Genomic DNA, 20,767 nt, shown 5'->3' with positions numbered 1-20,767 from the left:
AGAAAATATGGAATACTGGTTTTTATACTTAATACAAAAATCCATTTTTTATTCATTACCAATTATAACAATAGTAGCATTTTTAGAATCTCTCGCTTTAGTCGGTTTATTTTTACCTGGAATAGTTATTATGGCCGCCTTAGGTACTCTTATTGGTAATGGAGAATTAAATTTTTATCCTGCCTGGATAGCTGGATTTATTGGTTGTATATCCGGAGATATAGTATCATATTATTTCGGATGGAAATTTAAAAAAAAATTAAAAAATTTCAATTTTTTAAAAAAAAATAAAACAATTGTCAAAAAAATAACCAATACTTTACATAAATATACTGCTATCACTATATTAATAGGAAAATTTTTAGGTCCTACTAGACCTTTAATCTCTATGGTTTGTGGTATGTTAAACATACCTATAAAAAAATTTTTTGTTTTTACTACATTTGGATGTATACTATGGCCACCTGTATATTTTTTCCCAGGAATTATCACTGGAATAGTTATAAATACTATTTCTCGGAAAAATAATCCATGTTTTAAACTTTTTTTTATTTCATTTATTATACTAATTTTTATAAATCTTTTATTAATATGGAAAATTTTCAAGCACAAACAACATAAAATATCTAAAAAATACTTAATTTTTTCTAAAAAATTTTTAACTTTTTTACTAATTATAAGTTTAATACTGAACATTATTAATTTTTTTGTTCTGTATCATTTTAAAAATTAATTTTAATCAATAAAACTCTAAAAAATACTATTGTCAATTATAAAATTCAAAAACTATATAAAATATATTTAATACTTAATATTAATACTTTTTATATTTATTAAAATAATATACTTGTTATATGTAAATATATCTAATTAATTTTTGTACAGTTTAAAAAATCGCATTTTTATTCTAACATCTCATAAAAATTATTATTTTATGCAAAAAAAATCCATATGCATGATACTCAATTTAAAAACATGCCGTTGTATAGATTTTACTTTAACTATATATTTTATTTCATCGATTATCAATAATAATTGATTTTCATATATTTTATTATCTAAAATAATTTTAGAAATTAAATTATTTTCTAATTCTATACAAATGTTAGGTTTTGCAATACAATACATAATAGCTGGAAACTTATTTTTTAAACGCAAACGTCTACTAGAACTTTTTCCACTTTTTTCACGTCTAACAGCATTTATAGTTATCATTTTTTTAAAGTTTATAAAATTTAACATATTAACGTCATTTTACTATAAAACAAAAAAAAATAATATTTTTTATATCTAAAACATTTATGATTTCTTATTTTCTTATAAACTTTTTGTAAAATTAAGAACAAAAATCTACAATGAATTTAACCAATTTATTTCTTTCCTCCATAAACTTTTATCTTTAGTTTCTAATATAATTGGAATATTTTCACATTTTATATTTTTCATAATCCATATAAATGCTAATTTTCCAATATTTCCTTTTCCTAAATTCTGATGTCTATCTACGCGACTATTTAGTATATATTCAGAATCATTAAAATGCATACCATATAAATAACTAAATCCTATAATATCATCAAAATTCTTAAAAACTTTTTCACATGATAACTCCGTACGTAAATCATAACCAGAAGCAAACATATGACATGTATCTAAACAAATTCCGATACGATTTTTGTTTTGAATTCTATTAATAATAAAACTTAAATGTTCAAACGAATAACCTACGTTTGTCCCTTGACCAGCTGTGTTTTCTATTATTAATTTTATATGCTGCGTATTTTTTAATGCTAAATTAATTGAATTGGAAATTCTTTCTAAACATTGTATTTCACTAATTTTATGTAAATGACTACCTGGATGAAAATTCAAAAAATTTAATCCTAATTTATAACATCTTATTATTTCGTCAATAAAAGACAATCTAGATTGATTTATCTTATCATCACAAGGATGTCCTAAATTAATTAAATAATTACTATGAGGTAAAATTTGATTTGATGAGTACGAAAAAGTTTTACACGCAATTTTAAAATTCATTATGTGTTTTTTATTTAATTTTTTTCTAATCCATCTTACCGGATTGCTAGTAAATAAAGAAAAAGCAGTTGCTCCTAAATTTTTTGCTCTAACAACAGCTTGATCTAAACCACCTAATATACTAACATGAGCTCCTATATATCTCATTTTTCATCCTTATAAACATATTAAATAATATTTTTGTAAAGAAAAAATTCTATGATATTGAACAAATATATCTAAGAAACTATTTTCTTACAAATTTAATTAACATTTGTAAATATTCTTAAGAACTATATAGTTTTGTATGTAACAAAATACTAAATATTATTAATTTTAAAGTATAATAAAAATTTACAATATTTAAAAATATACATTTAAAAATTTTTACTTAATTTAAAATATTGAAATTATTTAAAAATAAAAAATTTTAACTTAAAATAAATATATATTTATAAAATTTCTATTTTATTTTGCGTTTAACTATACCTAATTAAAAAATACACAGCATATTAAATTACTATAAAAATTTTTTCTAATTATTACCAATAATACTATTGAATTTAAAATAATTTCAAATATTTCAAATATACCATATTTTTGCATAACTAAATTAAATAAAAACATGAAAAAAATAAAAACACTTTATAAAATAACTTCCAAACTAAAAAATTACTGGAACAAAAAAAATTGCACTATTATTCAACCATTAGATATACCTGTAGGAGCTGGAACTTTTCATCATCAAACATTTTTCGGAACACTCAGATCTACACCTACTTCTATTGCATATGTACAAGCATGCCGCAGACCATCAGATGGAAGATACGGAAAAAATCCAAATCGATTACAACATTATTATCAATTTCAAGTAATTATAAAACCTGCTCCAGAAAATATTCAAAATTTATATTTAGAATCATTAGAAAAATTAGATATAAATTTAAAAAATAATGATATACGTTTTCTAGAAGATAACTGGGAAAATCCAACATTAGGAGCTTGTGGGCAGGGATGGGAAATACGAATTAATGGCATGGAAATTACACAATTTACTTATTTTCAACAAATGGGTGGAATTAACTGTAATCCAATTTCTGTTGAAATAACATATGGTTTAGAACGCATAGCTTTGCATATACAAAACAAAAATAACATATATGATCTCGATTGGGACTACAATGGAAAATATATTACTTACAAAGATTTATTTTTTCGAAGTGAATTAGAAAATTCAATATATAATTTTGAATATTCTAATACTGAAATTTGTTCTAATTTATTTAAAATTTATATTCAAGAAGCAAAAAAAATAGCAAATTTAAATCCGCCTTTGTTATTTCCAGCATATGAACAGGCATTATATGGAATACATTATTTTAATTTATTAGATGCAAAAAAAACATTTTCTACTACTGAACGTCAACAAAACATTTTAAATATTCGATCTGTAATCAAGAATATTGCAGAAAAATATTATATTACATAAAAAAATAAAATTCTTTTAGTTGTCATAAAAATTTTTAAAAAGGCAAATATGAAAAAAACATTTCTATTAGAAATTGGAACTGAAGAACTACCTCCAAAATCACTACATACCATTATTCAATCTCTTGAAAAAAATATGATATCTTTATTAAATCAGAATTATATACAATTTTCCAAAATATTATGTTTTTCAACACCTAGACGACTAGCTATAAAAATAAAACAACTTAACACACACATAAAAAGAATTAAAAAAACATATAAAGGGCCTTTAATTTCTAATGCTTTCAATAATGTAGGGCATCCTACTAAATCAACTAAATGTTGGATGAAAAAAATAGGAATTACAATAAATCAAACATCTCGAATAATAGAAAAACAAAAAGAATGGCTATCTTACGAATATTATTTAAAACATGAAACAATTGAAAAAAAATTAATAGAAATATCTATTAATTCTATAAAAAATATTTCTGTTCCTACTTTTATGAAATGGAATATAGAAAATATACAATTTTCTCGACCTATTCGCAACATAGTAATGCTTCTTGATAATGAAATTATAAAAGGAACAGTACTAGGACTAAAAACTAATAGACTAATTTTTTGGAATATTTTTACGAAAAATAAAAATATTAATCTTCTTCATGCTCAAGAATATCCAAAAATATTACTAAACTTTGGAAGAATAATTGCAGATCATAATGAACGAAAAAATGTAATTATAGCAGAATCAAAAAAAATGGCTCAAAACATTAAAGGATATTTAAAAATAAAACAATCATTATTAGAAGAAATTACTTCATTAGTAGAATGGCCTGTCGTTCTCTTAGGTACATTTAAAAAAAAATTTCTTGATCTTCCCAATGAAATTCTAACATATATTATAGAAAATCAACAAAAATGTTTTTCTATATACAATATAGATAGCAAAAAAATTACTAATAATTTTATTATTATAGCAAACGTTATGACAAAAGATTCTGAAAATATTATAATTAGAAATGAATATATATTAAATTCTCAACTTTTTGATGCACAATTTTTTTTTAAAAAAGATCAAAAAAACCCTCTTAATGAGTATCAACCTCTATTAAAAAATATTATTTTTCAAAGTTCTTTAGGATCTATTTTCGAAAAAATAAAACGAATGGAAAAATTGATATCTTGGATAATAGAATTTACTCAAGCAAATTTCGAAGATTGCATACGCGCAGTACAATTATGTAAATGTGATTTAGTAACTAATATGGTATTTGAATTTCCTGAAATGCAAGGAATTATCGGTATGTATTATGCACTAAAAAATAATGAACCAAAAAATATTGCACTAGCTATAAAAGAACACTACTTACCTAGATTTTCTAAAGATATGATACCACTTAATCCTATTTCATTTTCTCTAGCATTAACTGATAAAATTGATACTTTAGTAGGTTTATTTATAATTGGAAAAAATTTAATTTCTAAAAATAAAGATCCATTTTCATTACGGAGATTAGCTATTGGAATTATACAAATTATTTTAAAAAGAAAAATTTCTATTGATATATTAAAATTATTAAAAAAATCACTAAATACATATGAAAAGATAAAAGATAAAAATATTATATTAGAAAACTTGAAAAAATTCATTTTAGAAAAAATATATTTTATTTATATTAAAAAAAAATATAATACTAACATAATAAAATCTGTTTTAGAAAAAGACATTACATACTTAATAGACATAGATATACGTATACGTGCTGTTTCAAAAATTCAAAATTTAAACATTTTACAACCACTAATCACAACCTACAAAAGAATTTATAAAATATTACAGTCATCTAAAAAAATATCTTTATATAACGAAATAAATTCTAAACTTTTAAAAACCCCCGAAGAAAAAAATATAGTTATATTATTGCAAAATATACAAAAAAAAGTATCATATTTTTATTTAAAAAAAGATTATATATCTGTATTTTTTGAACTAAAAAATTTTAATAAACCAATTTCAAATTTTTTTGAAAACGTTAGAATACAAGACGAAAATTGTTTAATAAAAAAAAATAGATTAACTATTTTAAAAAAAATCACAGATCTATTTGTTTTAACTATTGATTTTACATTGCTATATTAAATTATTTCATGATTTTTAACTTTTTATATAATTGAAATGATAATGACGAAGAAACATAAATAGAAGATAATGTTCCTAAAAATATACCAATCATCATTGTAAGAGAAAAGTTTTTTATCATTTCATTACCAAAATAATACGATATCGCTGCTACTGAGAACGTAGTAGCTGAAGTCATTATTGTTCTAGCATATATTTGAGTCAAAGATAAATTCAAAATATTAAAAAAAGACAAATATTTAAATTTTTTAATATTTTCACGAATACGATCTGAAATTACAATACTGTCATTAATCGAATATCCTATAATAGAAAGTAAAGATACTACAATAATTGGACTAATTTCAATATGTAAAAAAGAAATACACCCTAATATTAATAAAATGTCATGAAATAAAGATAATATAATTCCAATAGATAAATACCATGAAAATCTTAAAAAAATATAAAAAGAAGTACATAAAATAGAAAAAAACAAAGCTAAAAAGAAAAAAATTAATAAATTATTGTCAATACTTGATCCAATATATTCAGAAGAAATAATTTCACATTGATTTTTTAAATTTTCATTAAAAAAAATTAAAATTTTATGTGATAAATCTTCTATAGAAATATTTGAGAAATGTGGAAAACGTATAATAATGTTATGTATTCCTCCAAAATAGCTAGATTTACTGTTATATAATCCAATACTATTTAACATATCTGAAACATTATAAATTTCTATTAATTTTTCAAAATGAATTTGAAAAATAGATCCCCCTGTAAAGTCAATACTCCAAGTAAATCCAAAAAATCCAATACTAAAAACAGAAAAAAATAAAAAAAATATTGATAAAATAAATGAAAAGTTTTTCCAATACATAAAATTATATATTAAAATTTCTTTTTTCAATATTTTTAAATGATATGAATAAGACACGAGTTAACCTTTACATAAATAACTTATGAATGTTTTTTTTATGATAAAATACTTGAATTATAGTATATGTAATAAACAACGCGCTAAAAAGTGATGTAAAAATTCCAATTATTGTAATAATTGCAAAGTTTTTTATAATGTCAGTTCCAATAATATATAAAACTATAGATATAATTAACATAGTTACATTAGCATCAAATATACTACGATATGCTCTTATATATCCTTTATTCACTGCTTCTCGAATATATACATTATTATTTATTTCTTCTTTTATACGTTCATTAATTAATACATTCGAATCAATAGAAAATGCTAGCATCAGTAATATGCTAGATATTCCAGGCATGGTTAAAACTATCCCTGGTAATACAGAAATTATTGCTATTATTAATAATAAATTCGAAATTAAAGCAATAGAAGCAATTATACCAAATCTTTTATATCTTATAATCATCATTAATATACAAAGTAAAATACTTATAATACAACTTAACATTCCATTTTTTATATTATTTTTTCCGATAGAAGGTCCGATAACAGTTTCTTCAATAATTTTTACAGGAGAAGAAAACGATCCAGTTTTCAATAAAATAGATAATTTTTTTGCTTCAGATATATCTTTTATTCCAATAATTCTAAATGAATTATCTAATATAGAATCAATTTTAGCAATATTGAGTATACTTTCCTTAAGTTTTAAATTGTTATATTTATTATGTGATTGAGTATTAGAATCAATATATTCTAGAAAAAGTATAGCTATATATTCTCCTATATTTTTCTGAGTAACATTAGACATAATATTTCCACCAACACGATTTAATGTGACATTTACTTCAATTTGATTTAAATCATTTGTTAAATAATTAGAATCTATAATATGTTCTCCAGTAATAAACGCAGATTTATACAATAAAATCGGACTATTAGCATCAACCCAATATAATTTAGAATTTTTTGGAAAATTTTTTGACTTCTTTAAATTAAAGATATTATCATAATTATTATTGACTAAATGAAATTCTATCATTGTATTAGCACTAAGAATTTCTTTAACTTTCATATTATTTCCAAAACCAGGTAATTCTATAATAATAGAATCAAAATTTTGTTGTTGTACAATAGGTTCTCCAAAACCTAATTGATGTATACGATTTTTTAATATATATATATTTTTATCTATAGACAACTGCATTATAGACTTTATATATTTTTTAGTAAAATGTACACATAACGTATTATTAGATTTTCTATTATATAAGAAATTAGAATAATTTAAATTAATTTCGCGCTGTATCTGATCTAATAAAAAATATTTCTCAGAATTAAATTGAACTCCATAATTTGAAATTTCTTTAATTCTAAAATCTTTGTAATTATGTTTAAAACTATAATCCGAAAAATATTTGATTGCATTTTTTTGATACATCTGCAAAACGTGATTAAAATTAACCTTTAACAATAAATGAGTACCACCTTTTAAATCTAATCCTAAGTTTGCAGGTTTAGCATGAAAAATTTTAAAAATACTTGGATAATAAGAACGAAGATCAAAAAAAACTGTATTTTTATTTTTTGAAAATATCTTTTTTAATTTTTCATATGCTTTTAATTGTTCGAATTTTTCATCAAAAAATAAAATTACATCTTTTTCATGTTTTTGAAAAGAAGTATATTTAATCTTTTCATGTTGAAGAACACTAAAAATTTTTAACATATGTTTATCAAACATATCTTTTTTTTCTTTACAACTGACATATATTGACAAAGTATTTTGATATAAATTAGGAGATGCATAAATTATTGCAAATAATAATATAACTACTATTATGAATAATTTAATTATAGAACGCCGCATCAACATATGTTTTAAGAACCTTTTTATGATTTGAAACATTAAATATTGTTAAAAGTACCTGGAAATAATACTGACGAAATATAACTATTGTTAATTAATACCTCAATATTTTTATTTAATTCTAATAAAATATACTCTACTTTTACAATTTTTTTGCTCTACCTATTAAAACACTAGTCGTTAATATCTCATCGCCTATAGAAAAAGAATCAATTAATTTTTGTGTTCTTTAACTTTATTTTTTTGTGGATGAATAACTATTAAATAAAAAACTAATAAAAAAACAATATCATATAAACTAATGAATATAAATTACTTTAATAAAAATTTCCAGTTGCAAAAAAAACATTAGAAATTAAAAAATTCACAAAATTTTCCTATATATTATAATGTTTAAAAATCATTAATATAAAAAAAATAAAATACACAGTTTTTAATTATATTCACATATTAAATACAAAAAATGAATAAAAATTCATATTTTAAAATTTATTATTATGCAATAAATTACAAAAATATGAAGTTAACAATCTAGTTCAAAAATACTTTCTCTTCTATAATAAAAAAAATAATTATTTGTTTCTTAAAACAGCATTAAATTTTAATTCTAATTTTACAATACACGTTTTTAAAATTTGTGAAATTTCTATTTCTGTAAAAGTTTGTTTTTCATTTTCTAATACAAAACGAAAGGACAAGCTTTTTTTACCTATTCCTATTTCATGACTTCTAAAAATATCAAATAAAAATATATCTAAAATATTTTTTAAAAAAAACCTTTTACATTCTGCAATAATGTCACCTACCGAAATTGTTTCATCTACTATAATCGAAATATCCCTAAAACTCCTAGGATATCTAGAAAAATATTTTATATTAGAACCATATGAAAATGGAATACGATCCCATATTATTTCAAAAATAACTATTTCATTTTTTAAATTTAGTTTCTTTTGTAAATCTAAGCTAATAACGCCTATAATTCCAATCATCTTATTTTTTAAATAAATTTTTACACTTTGTCCTGAATATAATCCAGGAATATTACATTTTTTAAATTCTAAGAATTCTGATTGTCCAAACAAATCCATAATAGATTCTACATCACCCTTTAAATCAAAAAAATCAATTTTTTTCTTTGACATATCCCAATGAAGTTCATTTTTTTTTCCACTTAATATGCCAGATAAACATAAAATTTGCTTAACACCTAATTTTTCTTGCGAACTTTTAACAAAACATAAACCACTTTCAAATAATCGAAATCTGTTTTCTTGTCTATTTTGATTATAAAGCACAGTTGAACACAATCCTATCAATAAAGATACTCTCATAGCAGAAATTTCTTTTGAAATAGGATTAGATATATATAAAGGAACTATATCAGGAAATAATAATTTTTGTAAATAAGGATCAACAAAACCATACGTAATAATTTCATGATATCCTTGATCAACTAAAAATAATTTAGCTCTGTTTAATGAACTATAAACTTCATTTTCCCTAACAACATTACAATATGTTTCCATAGGAAAAGAAGGAATATTTTGATATCCTAAAATACGAAATAACTCACCAATAATTTCTTCTTCTATTATAATATCAAATCTCCAACTAGGAGAAATAACTTTCCAATATTTGTCAAAAGAAGTTATTTTAAAACCCAATTTTTTTAAATTGAAAACAACTAACGCATCACTGATAAAAAATCCCGAAACACTATTTAATTTTCTTTTGTGCAATTTAATATCTTTTCTACAAAAAATCTCAGAACTTTTAATTGTTTGTTCAACTTTTCCTGATTTTCCATTACATAATTGTGTAATTAAATAAGTAGCATATTCTAAAGCTTTCTCTTGTTCTCCAAAATCAATGCCTCTTTCATAACGCTCTGTGAAAATGTTTTTACATCCATATTTAAAAGATCTTTCAAAAATATTAGAGCTATCATAAGAACCGATTCCTAAAAATAAGTTACATGAAGTTAAATTCACAGCGGAAATAAAAGAATTAATATGACCTCCTAAAACTAATACCTTTTCTTCATCAGAAATTACTATAACATCGCTATCAATTGAAATTTTTTCATTATTAGAATTAATAAAAATTTCGTTCTTATAAGATTTTCTTACAATTATTTTTTTTAAAACACAATCTAAATCAATAATATATAATGGCTGTCCTAACTCTATCAATATATAATGTACAATATCAATAATAATATTAGACGATTTCAAAGAAGAACGCACTAATTTCTCTCTTATCCAAAAAGGAGTATCCCTCTGCGTATTAATATTTTTTATAATACGCCCAAAAAAACGCAAACATATATCTGGAATATCAATCGAAATTTTTAATTTGTCTGGAATTCTAACTATATTAGGATATTTTTTAAAACAAGGTGTAGGTAAATCATTCCATGCTGCAATATCTCGAGCTATACCTAATATACTCAATGCATCAGAACGATTAGGAGTACTGCTAATTTTAATAATGTTATCATCTAATGATAAATATTCGCATGCATTGTTTCCTATTATAGAATTTGATGAAAGTACAATAATATCATCGTTAGAACTTATAAACCCAATATCTTCACAAAAACAAATTATACCATCATGTAAAATATTTTTAGATTGAACTAATTTAAAAAAATCATAATTGAATAACGTAGATGCGTGGGTAGCTATAATTACTTTTATATTTTTTGAAAAATTAGCATGACGAGATATAACTTTAATATATTTATTTTTTCCAATTTTAACTTTTATGAGAAGCAATTGAATATCAAAATAATGTTTTAAAATTTCAGTTATTTCTCCAACAATTAAATTTTTGCAAACATTAGGAATATAAGTTACTTTTTCAACTTCCAAACCTAATTGTGTAATTTGATTACATAAAGAACTAGTATCAATATTGGGATTGACCCATTCTCGAAGCCATTTTTCACTGAATTCCATGACTTATATACTCCAATTTTATTTGAATTGTCTGAGAAATTTTAAATCATTTTCAAAAAAAATACGAATATCCGAAATTCCATAAATAAGCATAGTAATTCTTTCTATTCCTAATCCAAAAGCATATCCAGTATATGTATCAGAATCAACATTGACATTTTTTAGTACGTTTGGATGTACCATACCACAACCCAAAATTTCTAACCATGTTTTATTACTTCCTAAAATATCTACTTCAGATGATAAAAAAGTAAAAGGAAAATAAGAAGGCCGAAATCGAATATCAATATTCTTGTAAAAAAAATAACTTAGAAATGATTGAATAATCCATTTTAAATTAGAAAAATTTACATTTTTATCAATCACTAATCCTTCAATTTGGTGAAACATAGGAGTATGAGTATTATCAGAATCTTTCCTATATACTTTTCCTGGAACTATAACTTTAATAGGTAATTTCATGTTCTTCATACATCTAATTTGCATATTTGATGTTTGAGTTCGTAATAAACGGTGAGAATCAAACCAAAAAGTATCGTGACTAGTTCTAGAAGGATGATTTTTTGAAATGTTCAAAGCATCAAAATTATGATAATCATCATCTATCTCTTGACCCCTAATTATCTCAAATCCTAGTCTTAAAAAAAAATTTTCTATTTCATTCATTGTTTTAGTTATCGGATGAAATGAACCTAAAGCATTTCGACGACCAGCTAGAGATACATCAACAAATTTTTTTTTCGATAAAAGACTACGATACGATGTTTCTATTTTTATTTTACACTTTTTAATTTCTTTTTTTAAATAAACCTTAAAATCATTAAGAATAGTTCCATTTTTTCTTTTTTCATCTGCAGACATATTACGTAATTGCAATATTTTCGAAGAAATATACCCACCTTTTCCTAAATATTTTTTTTGTAATTCATCTAATTCCTTTAATGTTTTAATTTTTTTTATTTCTAATCGTATACATTTTACTAACTTCAAAAAACTAAACAAAATCTTCTCCTTATTTTAAAATTACTAAAATATTATTTGACTAATTTTATCTTACAAATATTTTTAAAAATATCTAACATGCTAAAAAGCCTCCAAAATTGGAAGCTCTTTAAAATAATAGAGTAACTGCAAATAATACATAATTAATATATACAGTGGTTACTTAAACTTTATAATCAATTTTTATCATTATTTTATCATAAATAAATTACAAAGTAAGGAGAGATCAGCCACTCCCTCCTAACTATTAATTATTTTTGCAAAGCATTTTTTGAATTGTGTATTAATGAGTTAAATGTTTTTTTATCGAACATTGCTATCTCAGATAACATTTTTCGATTAATATCTATTGATGCCTTTTTCAAACCATATATAAATTGACTATAAGAAATCCTGTTTTCTCGAACTGCTGCATTAATACGAGAAATCCAAAGTTTTCTAAATTGACGTTTTCTCTGACGACGATCTCGATAAGCATATTGCCCAGCTTTAATTACTGCTTGATAGGATGACCTATACGTTCTTGATCGTGCACCATAATATCCTTTAGCTTTTTTTAATATTTTTTTATGACGAGCACGAGCAACTACTCCACGTTTCACACGAGCCATATCTCGTTCTCCTTTCACACATATTACTTTTAAATTAATTTACAAATAAGGTAAAAATAAACGAATCTTATTATTGTCTCCTTTAGATGCTATAACTTTAAATCGTAAATGACGTTTGCGATCTGGAGATTTTTTTGTTAAAATATGCCGTAAATTAGCTTGTTTACGTTTAAATTTACCAGATGCAGTCTTCTTAAATCGTTTAAACGCGCTACGCAAAGTTTTAATTTTAGGCATAAATACTCCAATTTTATATATAGTTTAAAGTAAAAAAATCTAACTATCATTTTTTTTTAGGAGCTAAAATCATGATCATTTGACGACCTTCAATTCTAGACGGAAATGTTTCTATTACAGAAAAATCTTTCAAATCATTTTTAACACGACTCAATACTTTTATTCCTATCTGTTGATGAACCATCTCACGTCCACGAAATCGCAAAGTAATTTTAACTTTATCTCCATTGTTTAAAAAACGAATTAAATTTTTTAATTTAATTCGATAATCGCTTTCGTCTGTTCCAGGTCTAAATTTTACTTCTTTAACATTAATAATTCTTTGTTTCTTTTTCTGTTTTTTAATTGATTTACTTTTCTGATATAAAAATTTTCCATAATTCATAATACGACATACTGGTGGTTCAGAATTTGGACTAATTTCTACTAAATCTACTCCTACTTCTTTTGCTTTATTTAAAGCTTCTTCTAAGGTAACAATACCAACTGGTTTTCCATAAAAATCAGTCAAACGTACTTTAGCAGCACGAATGCTATGATTTATACGATTTGGTTTCGTTATTTGTATTTTTTTTCCGCCTTTAATACTTTATTCCTCCAAATTATACAACTCTCTATTAGTAATTTCTTTTTTTAATTTTTCAACAAAATATTTTATATCAACAAGTGAAAAAACTTTTCCAAATATTGTTCTAAATGTTAATTTTTCATTTAAAACTTCTTTATCACCACAAATTACAGAGTATGGAACCTTTTGTAATACATGTTCTCGGATTTTAAAACCTACTTTTTCAGCCCGTATATCTAATTTAACTCGTATACCTAAAAAAATCCAACTATTAAATAACATTTCAACATATTTTATGTGATTCTTATTTACATTTATTAAAACTACTTGTACAGGAGCTAACCAAATTGGAAAATTTCCAGAATATTCTTCTATTAAAATTCCTATAAATCGTTCAATCGAACCTAGTATTGCTCTATGAATAATTATCGGCGATTTTTTTTTGTTATTTTTATCTATATAAAAAGCACCTAAATTAACAGGTAAATAAAAATCTAATTGTATAGTTGCACATTGCCAAATTCTTCCTAAACAATCTAATAAAGATAACTCAATTTTTGGTCCATAAAAAGCTCCTTCTCCATTTTGATATTCAAAAACTATATTGTTATCTTTTAACGCAATAGCTAAATCATTTTCAGCTTTATCCCATATTTTATCACTTCCAATTCTATTTTTTGGACGAGTAGCTAATTTTACAAAAATTTTTTTGAAACCAAATACTCTATATACATCATATATCATTTTAATACAATTGCTAATTTCTACTTGAATTTGATCCTTTCTACAAAAAATATGAGCGTCATCTTGTGTAAAATTTCTGATTCTCATTAATCCATGTAAAGAACCAGACGGCTCATTTCTATGACAACTGCCAAATTCTGCAATACGAATGGGAAGATCGCGATAAGAATTTAAAACATTATTAAAAATTTGAACGTGACCAGGACAATTCATTGGTTTCAGTCCATACTTATTGTTCTCTGAATATGTCATAAACATAAGATCTTTATAATTATCTAAATGTCCACTGTCTTTCCAAACTTTTTGATTCATAATCAATGGAGTTTGTACTTCTTGATAATGGTATTCTCTTAATTTTTCACGTATAAATTTTTTTAATTCTTGAAAAATAATCCAACCGTTATGATGCCAAAAAATCATACCTGGTGATTCTTCCTGAATATGATATAAATTTAATTTTCTAGAAATTTTTCTATGATCTCTCTTTTTAGATTGCACTATATTTTCTAAATAATTTTTTAATGTATCCAAAGTAGGCCATACTGTTCCATAAATCCTTTGCAAAATTTTATTTTCTTTTTTCCCTTCCCAATAAACACCAGAAAATTTTTGCAATTTTAAAAATTGACAAAAAGATACGTTCGGAAGTGAAACCCCAAATTGAAAATCAACATATTTTTGATGAAAACATAAACAGATAGTATTTTTGACATTAAAAATTTTTTTTAAAATCAATAATTTATATATTTCCGAACGATCTTCAAAAATCTTGTAAGCTTGCTTCCACATCACTTTTTTTATATAAATATCATAATTCCTTTTACAAATTTCTAACATACGCGTTTCTAATAGAATTAAATCTTTATCTTTAAATGAAAAATCTACATCTATATCGCAATAGAACCCAAATTCTGTAACAGAACCACTACAAATTTTAGAGTTAGGCCATAATTCTTTTGTAGCATATCCTAAAATACAAATACAAGTATTTCGAATACTATTTAAAAAATTTATATCATCATCATAAATAATTTTTATATCGGCATCATAATCTATAATAGCATTTTTACTTAAACTAACACCATTTACACAACAAAAACAAAACTTTTTTACTAAATTAGGTTCAATTTGTTTTACTAAGTCCAATACTGAAACAGCATGCTTATATATTAACTTCTGTCCATTAAACAATGTAATAATAGGCATTTCAAATCCTTAAATTCACTTATGTTATTTTATTTATCTTCATAAATAAAAAATACTATATGTAATACATTAACATAAAAGAAAATAAAAATTAAATACACATATATTATCAATATTTGAAAGTATAAATAAACTATAAAATCAATTAATCATAATACAAAAATATATTAGAAAGGATACCAGTGCAAACTGGTATCAAAAAAACTAAAACCTACTATTTACAGCATTTGATAATTTTTTAAGAATGCGTACACTATCACTCCATCCTAGGCAAGGGTCTGTTATTGATTTACCATAAATTAAAGGTTTGTTATTTATGACTTTTTGAGAACCTTCTTCTATGAAACTTTCAATCATAACGCCGAATATAGCAGTAGAACCATCCCTTATTTGTTTAGCTATAGAATCTCCTACATCACATTGCCGCCTATGTTGCTTTAAACAATTTCCATGACTAAAATCAATCATTAAATATTCTAATAAATTAAATTCTTGCAAATATCTAATAGTTAAATCTATATCTTTAGCATGATAATTTGGAGACTTTCCTCCACGCATAATAACATGTCCAAATGGATTTCCACTAGTATGATTTATAGTCATTTGTCCATGTTTATCAGGTGCTAAGAACAAATGTTTAACGCTTGCAGCACGAATAGCATCTATAGCAATTCTGATATTTCCATCAGTTCCATTTTTAAATCCTACTGGACAAGATAACGCAGACGCCATTTCTCTATGAATTTGACTTTCAGTAGTACGTGCTCCTATTGCACCCCAACTGATTAGATCAGCTATAAATTGACCAATTACTATATCTAAAAATTCAGTAGCCGCTGGAAGTCCCAATGAATTAATATCTAAAAGTAATTTTCTAGCAATTGATAAACCATGATTAACACGAAAACTTCCATTCAAATCAGGATCTGAAATTAATCCTTTCCATCCTATAACCGTGCGTGGTTTTTCAAAATAAGTTCGCATAACTATTTCAAGCCGAGAAGAATATTTTTTACGTAATTCATTTAATTTTTTTGCATATTCTACGGCAGCTAAGGGATCATGAACAGAACAAGGACCTATTACAACTAATAAACGTAAATCTACTCCTGTCATAATATTAGCTATATTTTTTCTAGCATTGATAACAGTATCCATAATATCAGAAGTTATAGGATAACGTTTTGCTAATTCAAATGGAGTAATTAATGGATCAATTCGTATTGTTCTTAATTCATCTGTTTTTTTCATATTTTTTCTCAAAATATACTTTTTATTATAAATTAAAATTACTAGAAATCTAAATTATAAATTTCAACAAATATACACCTTATAAAAACGTTTAAACCATATTTTATCAATAAAAATTATATTTAAATTGTCATAATAATCTTTATAAAAGATATCTTAACAATTATTCTATAAAATAAAATTTCTATTGCCTAGCAACGATTCATAAACATTAATTTTTTAAAAATTAATATATATGCATTATATAAAAAATTTTACATAATTTTTAAGTGAATATAATATTCTAAAAAAATATATAATATATAAAAATTATGTAAACAGTTGAAATACATAAAATAAACGACTAATTAAAAGAATTATTAATTTATATTCATAAAAAATAAAAGTTTAAAAAAATTATCAATTTTTCTTTTTAATCTCATTTCTTAACAAAAAATGTTTTATTGCTTCTTTTGAAAAAGAATTCGGAGCTGGAATTTCATTCATCCAAGAAGAAATAAGACGATACGATATGACTAATACCACTGGACCAATAAACAAGCCAATCATTCCAAATGCAATTAAACCGCCTATAATTCCAGATAATATCAATACAGTAGGAAAATCTGCTCCAATACGTATTAACATAGGACGCAGTATATGATCTAATATGTAAACTATACAACTCCAAATTAATAAAACAGTACCCCAGATAGTATTACTCTTCCAATATAACCATACAATAGCTGGAATTAAAACAGGTAACGGACCCAACTGAATTAAACAAAGAATAATTATCAATATCATTAATACTGAAGAATATGGAATACCAGAGATTGCTAAGCCTATTCCACCTAATATCCCTTGAACTAATGCAGTAACAACTACTCCTAACGCTACCGCTCTAACTGCTTGTCCTGCTAAAAAAACAACTGAATCTCCAGAATGAGAACCTAAACGTAAAGCAAAATGTCTAATAATGTTTCTCATTTTTTCGCCATTCCAATATAACAAAGAACTAAAAATCAACATTAAAATTAAATGTATAATAAACCTTCCAAAATGACCTACTTGAATTACAAAAAATTCAGTAGTTTTTCCCATATAAGGTTGAATTTTAGTAATTAATTCAGAACCACCTTCATTCAAAAGTTTTTGATAATTAAAAAATAATTTCGTTCCAATAATAGGAATATCTTGTAACCAATTGAAATCTGGAAATTTTAAATTATCTGAACTTAACCAACTGATCACTTCAGCACTATTATCGATTAAACTATTCACTAAACAAACAATTGGAATAATAAAAATTAACAATAAAATAACAATCATTGCAATAACAGCACATGCTCTACTTTTCCATAAAAAACACTGTAATTTTAAAAAAATAGGCCATGTTGCTATTACTACCATACTAGCCCAAGCAAACCCTAAAAAAAACGGCCGCATAATCCATAGACTTGAAAATATCATAATTACAATAAATATTAGAGAAAAAATAGCTTGAGGTAAATCCATACTTTCTCGCTTATTTCGCATATAAATATTATACCTTTACATTTCCTTAATCATTATATGTATCAATAAAATTTGATTAACTAATAAAATATCATAATTAGACGTATAAATAATAGTATTTAAAACTTCTAAATGCATGTCTATAAAATATATATTTTATATAACTCATGAAATATATACATATATATACAATAATGATAAAATATTAAATTTAATTTATAAAAAAATTATATATTGATTATTTTAATATTAATATTTAAAAAAAATACATAGCAATTATACTACTTAATTGCGCATATTTATATATAAGAAATTAATTTAAAAATATTTGTAAAAACATATTATTTTCTTTAAAATTATTAATTAAAAATAAATACAATAATATTTAATAAATTAATAAGGATAAATTATGAAAAAAAATCGTTATCTAACATTATTTCAACAAATAAAAACCGAAAAAAATGTAAAATGGATAAAAATAAGCTACGCAGCAGAACAACAAATTTACAAAATTATTAAAAAAGAAAAAAAAACAGGAATTAAACTAGGAATAAAAAAATCGGGCTGCGCGGGAGCAAAATATTATATGCAATTAATAGAAAAAATACACCCTTCTGACATTAGTTTTGTTTCTGAAAAAATATTAATTTTAATAAACTCAAAATATTTGTCAATGCTAGAAAAAATACAAATAGACTATATAAAAAAAGGAATAAATTATAACTTTCAATTTAAAAACCATAAAATTAAAAATTTTTGTGGATGTGGAGAAAGTTTTGATATAGAAAAATATGGATCATTCTTATAAAATATCAAAAATAAAATTGTAAAAAACTATTTAATCCAACATATTAAACAAAAAGTTTTCTTTCCTCTAGAAATTAAAGTATATTTTTTAAAAAAAATATCATTATTTGATAAAATATACATAACGTTTCTTTGTTTAATACGATTTATAGAAATAGAATTTGACAAAATCATATTCTTAGCCTGAGTTCGAGAAGTAGCTAAACAAGAATCAACCAAAACTTGTTGTAAATCCAAAATACGTGACATATTAATCGTAGGCACACCATCTTGTTTTAACTGAAGAAAATCAGATTCTTTCATTTTACATAAATCTCCATAAAATAAACATGATGATATACGTTTAGCAGCTTGTACTCCTTGTTTTCCGTGTACTATTTCTGTTATATAATCTGCTAAAAATAATTTAAATTTGTTTAATTCTATTTTTTCGCAGCGACATTCTATTTCATTTATATCTAATATATTAAGATTGGTAAAAAACTTTAAAAATTTGCATGTATCGCTATCAGATATATTTATCCAATATTGATAAAATACATAAGGACTAGTTTTTTTTCTATCTAACCATATAGTATTTTTTTCCGTTTTTCCAAATTTTATTCCGCTTCTTTGAGTTAATAAAGGAAGTGTTAAACCAAATGCTTCTTTTTTGTACAATTTATGAATTAAATCAATTCCAGATACAATATTACCCCATTGATCCGATCCTCCAAGTTGTAAAATAACATTATATTTTTTATATAAAACAGAAAAATCATAAGCTTGTAATAAATTATACGAAAATTCCGTAAATGAAATTCCTGTATCTATACGACTGATTCGTTTCTTAACTGCATCTCTAGTAATCATTTTATTTACAGAAAAATATTTTCCTATATTACATAAAAACTGTAATAAAGATACACTTTTAAACCATGTATAGTTATTTATTATTACCGCATTATTTTTTTTACAAAAAAAATCTAAAAATAAAGAAATTTGATTTGAAATATTTATTTTCCATTTTTCAACTAAATCTATTGAATTTAACTTTCTTTCAGACATTTTAAAACTAGGATCTCCTACTAAACTAGTAGCGTCTCCTATCAAAACAAAAGGTTGATTACCAACATTTTGAAATCGTTTGAGACAAAGTAAAGGCAAGATATGACCTACATGCAAACTTTCTGCAGTTACATCAAATCCACAATACAAAGAAATATTTTTTTTTAACATTATAGATATTAATTTACTCTCATTAGTAATTTGCGCTATCAAACTTCTTTTTTTAAGTTCATGAATTAAATTAATTTGATTCATAAAAATTCCTATATACTAAATGTAAAATACATATTAATTATTACCAACAATAATTGAATTACAAAAAAATAATTATTTTTCTAATTATTTACTGAAATACAAATAAAAAAATACGATTATATTATATACATAAAATTTCATCTCAACTTCTAAAAATTATAAAA

At 23.3% G+C, this 20,767-nt stretch carries 17 protein-coding genes; 4 read left to right on the top strand and 13 right to left on the bottom strand.

What is annotated here, in order from left to right; genetic code table 11:
• The first annotated feature begins 7 nt into the window (after positions 1-7).
• Positions 8-733, top strand: coding sequence for a DedA family protein (locus U0T64_00650; GenBank protein XBC41378.1), 726 nt, complete (start codon positions 8-10; stop codon positions 731-733).
• A gap of 194 nt (positions 734-927) precedes the next feature.
• On the opposite strand, the gene rplY is transcribed toward U0T64_00650, so the two are convergent.
• Both rplY and nfo read right to left on the bottom strand, forming a co-directional pair.
• The gene (gene rplY / locus U0T64_00645; protein XBC41377.1) at positions 928-1,242 is read right to left on the bottom strand and encodes a 50S ribosomal protein L25; all 315 of its coding nucleotides are present in this window, start codon (positions 1,240-1,242) and stop codon (positions 928-930) included.
• 108 nt (positions 1,243-1,350) lie between these two features.
• Positions 1,351-2,187: a deoxyribonuclease IV gene (gene nfo / locus U0T64_00640; GenBank protein ID XBC41376.1), complete on the bottom strand. Its 837-nt coding sequence runs from the start codon at positions 2,185-2,187 to the stop codon at positions 1,351-1,353.
• Between the two features lie 457 nt (positions 2,188-2,644).
• Between nfo and U0T64_00635 the strand changes: the two genes are divergently transcribed.
• Together U0T64_00635 and glyS are read left to right on the top strand one after the other, a co-directional pair.
• Positions 2,645-3,508, top strand: coding sequence for a glycine--tRNA ligase subunit alpha (locus U0T64_00635; GenBank protein ID XBC41375.1), 864 nt, complete (start codon positions 2,645-2,647; stop codon positions 3,506-3,508).
• A gap of 48 nt (positions 3,509-3,556) precedes the next feature.
• Positions 3,557-5,632, top strand: a complete 2,076-nt coding sequence (gene glyS, locus U0T64_00630; GenBank protein ID XBC41374.1) for a glycine--tRNA ligase subunit beta — start codon at positions 3,557-3,559, stop codon at positions 5,630-5,632.
• A 1-nt stretch (position 5,633) separates the two neighbouring features.
• Here the strand turns inward: glyS and secF are convergent, their stop codons facing one another.
• The 10 genes from secF to ydiK form a co-directional block, all read right to left on the bottom strand.
• Complete coding sequence (gene secF / locus U0T64_00625) at positions 5,634-6,554, bottom strand: protein translocase subunit SecF (protein ID XBC41373.1); 921 nt, start codon at positions 6,552-6,554, stop codon at positions 5,634-5,636.
• A 10-nt stretch (positions 6,555-6,564) separates the two neighbouring features.
• A complete protein-coding gene (secD, locus tag U0T64_00620; GenBank protein XBC41372.1) occupies positions 6,565-8,454 on the bottom strand; it encodes a protein translocase subunit SecD in 1,890 nt (629 codons plus the stop codon).
• Positions 8,455-8,987: 533 nt separating this feature from the next.
• Positions 8,988-11,378, bottom strand: coding sequence for a phenylalanine--tRNA ligase subunit beta (gene pheT / locus U0T64_00615; protein ID XBC41371.1), 2,391 nt, complete (start codon positions 11,376-11,378; stop codon positions 8,988-8,990).
• Positions 11,379-11,396: 18 nt separating this feature from the next.
• A complete protein-coding gene (gene pheS / locus U0T64_00610) occupies positions 11,397-12,380 on the bottom strand; it encodes a phenylalanine--tRNA ligase subunit alpha (GenBank protein XBC41370.1) in 984 nt (327 codons plus the stop codon).
• Positions 12,381-12,631: 251 nt separating this feature from the next.
• Positions 12,632-12,991, bottom strand: a complete 360-nt coding sequence (gene rplT, locus U0T64_00605) for a 50S ribosomal protein L20 (protein XBC41511.1) — start codon at positions 12,989-12,991, stop codon at positions 12,632-12,634.
• Positions 12,992-13,030: 39 nt separating this feature from the next.
• Positions 13,031-13,228 carry a 50S ribosomal protein L35 gene (rpmI, locus tag U0T64_00600; GenBank protein ID XBC41369.1) on the bottom strand — a complete coding sequence of 66 codons (198 nt, stop codon included), beginning with the start codon at positions 13,226-13,228 and terminating at the stop codon, positions 13,031-13,033.
• A gap of 46 nt (positions 13,229-13,274) precedes the next feature.
• A complete protein-coding gene (gene infC / locus U0T64_00595) occupies positions 13,275-13,814 on the bottom strand; it encodes a translation initiation factor IF-3 (GenBank protein ID XBC41510.1) in 540 nt (179 codons plus the stop codon).
• 3 nt (positions 13,815-13,817) lie between these two features.
• Positions 13,818-15,746, bottom strand: coding sequence for a threonine--tRNA ligase (gene thrS / locus U0T64_00590; GenBank protein ID XBC41368.1), 1,929 nt, complete (start codon positions 15,744-15,746; stop codon positions 13,818-13,820).
• 204 nt (positions 15,747-15,950) lie between these two features.
• Positions 15,951-16,997: a 3-deoxy-7-phosphoheptulonate synthase gene (locus tag U0T64_00585; protein XBC41367.1), complete on the bottom strand. Its 1,047-nt coding sequence runs from the start codon at positions 16,995-16,997 to the stop codon at positions 15,951-15,953.
• Between the two features lie 399 nt (positions 16,998-17,396).
• On the bottom strand, positions 17,397-18,515 hold the full coding sequence (ydiK, locus tag U0T64_00580) for an AI-2E family transporter YdiK (GenBank protein ID XBC41366.1): 1,119 nt from the start codon (positions 18,513-18,515) through the stop codon (positions 17,397-17,399).
• Between the two features lie 388 nt (positions 18,516-18,903).
• Here ydiK and U0T64_00575 point away from each other — a divergent pair, with 388 nt between their 5' ends.
• Positions 18,904-19,302, top strand: coding sequence for an iron-sulfur cluster assembly accessory protein (locus U0T64_00575; GenBank protein ID XBC41365.1), 399 nt, complete (start codon positions 18,904-18,906; stop codon positions 19,300-19,302).
• A 26-nt stretch (positions 19,303-19,328) separates the two neighbouring features.
• Here U0T64_00575 and tyrS read toward each other — a convergent pair whose 3' ends face one another.
• Positions 19,329-20,603 (bottom strand): tyrosine--tRNA ligase, encoded by a 1,275-nt coding sequence (gene tyrS / locus U0T64_00570; protein XBC41364.1) that lies wholly within the window; start codon positions 20,601-20,603, stop codon positions 19,329-19,331.
• Positions 20,604-20,767 lie beyond the last annotated feature (164 nt).

The sequence above is a fragment of the Buchnera aphidicola (Nurudea yanoniella) genome, assembly GCA_039829995.1.
Lineage (GTDB): Bacteria > Pseudomonadota > Gammaproteobacteria > Enterobacterales > Enterobacteriaceae > Buchnera_B > Buchnera_B aphidicola_AV.
This window is presented reverse-complemented; position numbering and strand designations above follow the sequence as displayed.